We start from the raw sequence: 6272 nt of genomic DNA on the forward strand, positions 1-6272 counted from the left end.
GTATGAAGACCCCGACGATTTTGATGAAGAATAAAAGTGAGAATTTATGAGAGCCTTACCACATGGTGAGGCTTTTTTTTAACTCCATTTTAATATTTGCTAACCATACACTTATTTTGTGTAAGAAGGTGTGATAAATTGAGCAGCAACTAGAGAATTAATTGGCGATATTCAAGTGACTGACATTATTTACGACATCAAGACAAAAACAATAAAGCACTTCACTTATCGAAAACCATCAGTGTTCATTGATGAAAATGGTGAGCCTCAATACGAATACTCTCGAAACAAAGAAAATCATACACACATTAAGAAGATTATCTTCCTGAGCCTGGTTGGTTACGAGAAAGTAAATCTGCGAGATGAGAACGATAAACCAATTAAAGATGAGCATGGTAATCCAATTTTCGTTAAAGGAGATTTGGTTTCCTACGAACCAATGAATTACGTCAATGAGTTCATCCTTGCAAAACACGTTGTCGATGAAAAAGAGGATGCTCAGCAAGCCTCCAAAGCCCTAACTCACTACTTTCGTTTCATTCTGGATGCGCAGGCAAAATGGGACGCTAAATATGATAACGAAGATTACGATCCTTTAACCGACCCTTCCCGCCCTGCATGGGATAGTTTTTCTCCTAGAAAAAACCAACGTGTCACCACTATGTATAGAAGTGCTGTCCAAAGGACTACTCTCGATGGCACAGGGTTAGCTAAAACCACAGCAATGTCATACGTGCGCTCAATGATTGACTTTTACAAGTATCACCTCAGGCAGGGCATGAGTTTTAATCACCCTCCATTTGAATTTGAAACCGTCCTGATCGACTTGGAGAACAGCGGTACTAACATGAAAGCTCGCAAGCGCAAGGAAATTCAAACTACCGATCTTAGATTAACGTTTGCAAAGTCGAAAAAAAATGACGGCGGAAAGCTACCTAACTCTAATCGCGAGTTAAAGCCACTCACGAATAGTGAGTGGAGGGAAATTAAGAACATTCTTGTTCAAACTAAGCGAGTCCTAAAGAACGTTAAGCGTGAGGAAAAAGAGGTCAGTTTTCCTGAAGAGTATTGTTTGCTATTTCGCCTTCTTCGGTACACAGGGCTTCGTAAGGAAGAGGGCGCGAGTTTGCACTTAGGGCAGATTATAAGCCCTAATACGAAAGCCGCTATGTTGAGGCTTGGTGTCGGTAAACAATATGGCTCACTCACGAAAGACCCTAGTGGCTACAACAATAAGTCTCGGCGCACAATCATTCCTAGCTCACTAATGCTTGAGCTTTACGAATATAGTCATTCAGAAAGGTACAAAAAACGCCTAAAGAAATTTAGAGAGAGGTGCGTGATCGAGAGAGAGGCTGGCAATGATGCATATTTTGATGGTGTCGATGGTGTCGATGAGGACAAGCAATATCTATTTATTAGCAACTCAGGAGTGCCGCTTTTTAAAAAACTTGAAGAAATCAACACCCGATGGAATGAAGTAAGAAAAACCGCAGGGATGAATCTGCTCAATGATATTGATGCAGTGGTTCATAACCTTCGCGCTACTTTTGCTGTCTCTATTTTTCGGACGTTGTTGAAAAAAATGAACACTGACGATGCGCTAGCACGAGTGTCAGCACTACTTGGACATGAAGACCTATCTACCACCTTACTTTACTTGAAAATAGCCCAAGAGCAGCCGACAGGTGATGAAATTTGGGAGGATGTACTGGATTATCTCGGTGTGTTCGATGAAGAAGAAGAATTAGATAACCTCCCTGAAGTCGAAAAAACTTATAAAAGTGAGGCATCTAAATGAGTCGTAAAAATCGTTCTAAATCCGTTCATCTTGATGACGGTTTTTATGGGCAACCCGCCGCCACGGTTGAGCCGCTCCATTTGTCAGAATTAAAACTGAAGTGTGATGGGGTTACAGCCCATATTGGTCAACTTGTTTATAAAGGCGCACCTAACTACGCCCCAAAAGGTGAAAAAATAAAGGGGGTGGACTACATCCCTGTGTTGAGTCGAGAGCGCTTTGTTCGGGATGTCTACCTGCTGCTAAAAACAGATTTCAATCGCACTAAGAAGGGACATTTTAACCAATTAAGGGGTTATATCCGTTGGCTCGATAACACTCAACGAGAACCAATTGAAGGAGATTATTTTCACCCAGACCTTTATAACGCCTACATGGACTATCACCAAGAGAAATGTAACCGAGGTGAACAAAAGAAAGGTACGTGGGCTGCTGCAAAGGATATGTTGAGTTTCTTTCTTACATCCCAGAACCGCAGTCATGAAGCGAAGGGACTAAAGTCGATTAAAGGGGCAAAAAAAGAGACTGAATCTCACAAAGGGATTGATGTTTCTGGTGAGTTCAAACCGTTAATTCGATGTTTCATTGCGGCTTTTGGTCAATTTAGAAAGCACTTTCTTGAAGGGACTCGGCCTGAGATTCATCCTTTTTGGGATGAACAGAAGTTTAATCAGGTGGCTCAAAAAGAAGGATGGACGGTAAGAAAAAGATCCACTCAAAAAAATAGTTTTAAATTCGCTGTGAATACCGAGAATTCTACCCGTAATCATTTTTCTCGATTAACTTCCATTTTGGCATTCTGTTTCACTGGGCAGAACACGACCCCTCTCCTAAATCTTCGTTTTAGCGATGTGAGATTTACAGATGAATCAGATGGGAAAGTGTACTTTGATATGACTAAAGCTCGCGCCAAACATCTAGGTTTTGACACATCTATGGGGTTTCATAAAAAGACTCAAGAGTTCTTTCATCAATGGTTGGAAATCTCCAAGGAGCTTCAGAAGGAGTCAGGCACTGATTGGGTTTTTCCTTACTTTATGAAATCGGGTGAAATAAAAGGGTGTGTCGAAGCGGGGCAAATCAATCCTCAACACAAAATAAATAAGCTTACGAAAAAATTAGGGCTTGCCCATATTAATCCTTCGATATTGCGCCAAACCAAAATCGACACCTTAATGAAGGTGACTGAAGATATTTACCTAGTCTCGATGTCGGCAAATAACGACGTTAAAACGATTCAGGCTAGTTATGCTCATGGCAACGAAAGTGACCATCAACGCAATCTTGCTGCGTCAAATGAAGCCCTGTATGACGCTGTGAAAAATGGAACAGACCCTCATGAGGCAGCTAGTCAGGCAAAGTTCAGCTACGCCGATGTGTTGAGTGATTATGACTATAAGCGGCTACGCAAAGAAGAACGGGAAAATGACGCACAAACGCCGCTTGGTGTTCGTTGTAAAGATGCGACGAAAGGCGCAGCAAATACCGTTAAGAAAAATTTAGAAAAAATGGGTATTAAACAGTCAGAAGAGAAAAAATGTACCGACTTTCTCGGCTGTTTTGAATGTGAATATCATCGATTGGTGTCTGAGGTAGAAGATATTTGGTTGATGATGTCATTTAATGACACATTACAGCAAATGAAAGATTATCCCGCAATTAATAGCCTACCAACGGATAAGTTTCACAAGTTGTGCAACACCATAGAGTCGATTCTAACGCGATTTAAAGCGGTTTCCCCTGATAATTACGCCCAAGCACAGGAAAAACACAGTGAATCCCCTCACCCGCTTTACAGTGATGGGTACAGCCTAATGGACTTACTGGAGGCATTTTAATGAATAATCACAAACGTAACACTCACAATAACGTTACTTTATTAGCGCATTTTCAGAAGTCTCCCAAGGCGTTTTTAATGGAAGGTTTAGATAAACTCGATGCTACAGATAAGCCATACCACGTTGAGGTGTGGGATTTATCCCCCTCGCATACGGTTGGAGTTCGAAATGGTTTAACCGTGAGTTTCCGTACAACGAAGCCTGAATATGTTAACGGAATACAGGATGCGCTCTATAAGATATATCACCATTACAAGGATAAAAACTCAACGCGTTTATCAGTCGGTTATATGGATAGCCTAAAATATGCATTGCAGCATGTCGCAGACTGCTTGGGTAGTACCGAATGGCACAACCTAGAAAATAATCGCGACTTGAAATCTTTCCTTCGTAAACTGAAACAAAAGAAACTAGGCATTAGCTCTATTCAACAAATTCTTCAGACATTTAACAAACTGACGGAGTATGGGCTGCTAAACGTCTACATTGATTCAAAGGTACTAATGAAATGTGCATCCAGTGGTAGGTCAAAACAACATGTCGCTATTCCGCATCGATTGTACCAGCGCATCCTGTCTCGTGCCCTAGAAGTTGTCGAAAAATATCACCCCTATCGTCATGACATCTCTCATGTGATGAGTCAGGCATATGATATACATAAGCGAATGTGGTCAGGAGAAAGACTTGTCACTGACGGTCGTGGCAGTGGGCGTGATGAACTGTCAATGTCGCCTAAGGCAATTCATAAAAGGGTTCGCGAAGCTATGAAGCGTATAGGTCATGACATTCCTGACTTTGATGTGAAGTTAGATGGTTCACAGCTCTCTGATATTCTGGTCAGTTGTCTAATCGTTACTCAGGGGTTCTCAGGTGTTCGAATTGGTGAGGCGGTAAGCTTTAATGCCAATAGTGCTGATAAGGTCATAGTTAATAATAAGGAAGTTACTGTCCTTACAGGGGAAACAACCAAAGGTCACAATGCTAAGCCTAAGACTGTTACGTGGCAATCGCATCCCGTAGCTAAAGTTGCACTAGAGCTAGCCTGCGACATGATGGCGGCTAACCGAGCGTTTTATCAAAAGGGTGTTGATGAAAAAGAAAGGCAAAGTGAAACCAAAGAAAAAATTAATCATATGAGAAGGCAGTTGGAGTCAGCGTTTTTAGTGCCGAAGTTATCAAGGCAGGCAAGCAATAACTACATATTCAGACCGTGGAGGTCACTGAAAAAATTTATTAAAGATTTAGACTACAAGGCAACCACTGAAGATGTTGAAGAGTTTAATATGCTCAACCCCACAAGAGAGGGAGAGCTAAAAATTGGTGGTACATATTCAGGTTTGACTTCTCATGACTTCAGACGAACGTTTGCGGTATTTTTTGTTCGCTACGGATTTGGTACAGCCTCTGGAATTAAATTTCAGTTCAAGCACGAAAATATCAACATGTCTGGCTACTATGCTAACAATGCCGAACTTGCGCAGATGAATGACCTTCTGATGGATGAAGAAATCCTTGAAGAGTTGAAAGAGGCAGGTATTGATTTAGGTGTTGATATTTTTGATGAAATCTTTAACCAAAGTGAACACCTGAGTGGCGCTAAAGGTGAAGCAATTATGCAAGACCGAATGAAGAAGCTAGAGGCAGGAGAAAGCATCTTCATGACTCGTGAGCAAATTGAGGAAAACATTCGTCGCGGGAACTTTCATATTATGCAACTCCCTAGTGGTGCCTATTGTACGAATGGTTCTTGTGACCGAGTGTGTGGGACTTTGTCATTTCGTGCAGAAATCAAAGAGTGTGAGCATAAGGTGGTTTCGGATAAAGGTGCTAAAGTGATTGCTAAACAACGAGATCGACTGATTGCTAAGTTTACGAACCTAAATACAGGCGACCCACTGAAAAGCTCGATTCTAACAGGTTTAAAGCAGAAAATTCAGGTTGAGGAACTGACGTTGAAGGCACACGAAATCCCTTACAAGCCATTTAAAGATGACATTATTTCGAATAGCGCTAGTTAAGAGGTTGAACCGATATTATGAATACAGAAGAACTAAAAAAACTGAAGCAAGAAGAGAAATCCCTTCCTGCTTTGGAAAAACTGCAAAAGGCACTGTGCCGTCTTCAGAATGGTAAGCCTCTACGCACCAAAGCAAAGGGGCAGTTAACTCTTAATAAAATCAACAATGAAGCGGGTTTAGGGCGAAGCTATATCCATAAGTTTAAGGATTTCGTCGAAAATGTCGCTAAACCAGCAATCGAAAAATACAACGATAAGTTGGATGAGCCTGAACAATCTCAGCAAATGGCTACTGAGTCAGAGGATATGAGTGAGGTTGATAAGCTCAGAGTTGAGTTGAATCGTGAAAAAGAACTGAAGGAAGAGTATCGGCGGGAACGAGATGAGGCGCTAGCGATCAATACTGAACTCGAAACTCTAAATAAATCCTTGATGTTTCGTATTTACGAACTTCAGGAGCAGCTTTCTGCTGAAGTAGCGGAATATGAGCACCACAAAAAGGTGTGAATCTTAAAGGATAGTAATTCACACCTTTTGCGAATTTTCTGCTTAATCGTGATATTTTGTGTGAATGGTGTGAGAAACCTTTTGTAACCTGCCTGCTCACACTAATTTA

4 protein-coding genes are annotated in these 6272 nt (G+C 41.3%); all 4 read left to right on the forward strand.

The features are described from left to right. Window positions 1–175: 175 nt before the first annotated feature. Genes ACF8CV_RS16515 through ACF8CV_RS16530 form a run of 4 tightly spaced genes read left to right on the forward strand, consistent with a single transcriptional unit; the run spans window position 176 to window position 6163 of the window. Entirely contained in the window at window positions 176–1801 is a 1626-nt protein-coding gene (locus ACF8CV_RS16515; RefSeq protein ID WP_023585564.1) for a site-specific integrase, read from the forward strand. Next, window positions 1798–3639 carry a hypothetical protein gene (locus tag ACF8CV_RS16520; protein ID WP_025795959.1) on the forward strand — a complete coding sequence of 614 codons (1842 nt, stop codon included), beginning with the start codon at window positions 1798–1800 and terminating at the stop codon, window positions 3637–3639. The genes ACF8CV_RS16515 and ACF8CV_RS16520 overlap by 4 nt, the downstream gene beginning before the upstream one ends. After that, on the forward strand, window positions 3639–5657 hold the full coding sequence (locus ACF8CV_RS16525; RefSeq protein WP_276443845.1) for a hypothetical protein: 2019 nt from the start codon (window positions 3639–3641) through the stop codon (window positions 5655–5657). Before ACF8CV_RS16520 ends, ACF8CV_RS16525 begins: the two co-directional genes overlap by 1 nt. A 17-nt stretch (window positions 5658–5674) precedes the next feature. Continuing rightward, window positions 5675–6163 carry a hypothetical protein gene (locus ACF8CV_RS16530; protein WP_023585567.1) on the forward strand — a complete coding sequence of 163 codons (489 nt, stop codon included), beginning with the start codon at window positions 5675–5677 and terminating at the stop codon, window positions 6161–6163. Window positions 6164–6272: the final 109 nt, after the last annotated feature.

This window comes from Vibrio sp. zbq_1 (assembly GCF_043102935.1).
Lineage (GTDB): Bacteria > Pseudomonadota > Gammaproteobacteria > Enterobacterales > Vibrionaceae > Vibrio > Vibrio parahaemolyticus.

What these genes read in the sequence shown, in the direction of transcription:
- ACF8CV_RS16530 (WP_023585567.1), top strand. Translation starts at nt 5,675, where the DNA reads ATGAATACAGAAGAACTAAAAAAACTGAAGCAAGAAGAGAAATCCCTT.
- ACF8CV_RS16520 (WP_025795959.1), top strand. Translation starts at nt 1,798, where the DNA reads ATGAGTCGTAAAAATCGTTCTAAATCCGTTCATCTTGATGACGGTTTT.
- ACF8CV_RS16525 (WP_276443845.1), top strand. Translation starts at nt 3,639, where the DNA reads ATGAATAATCACAAACGTAACACTCACAATAACGTTACTTTATTAGCG.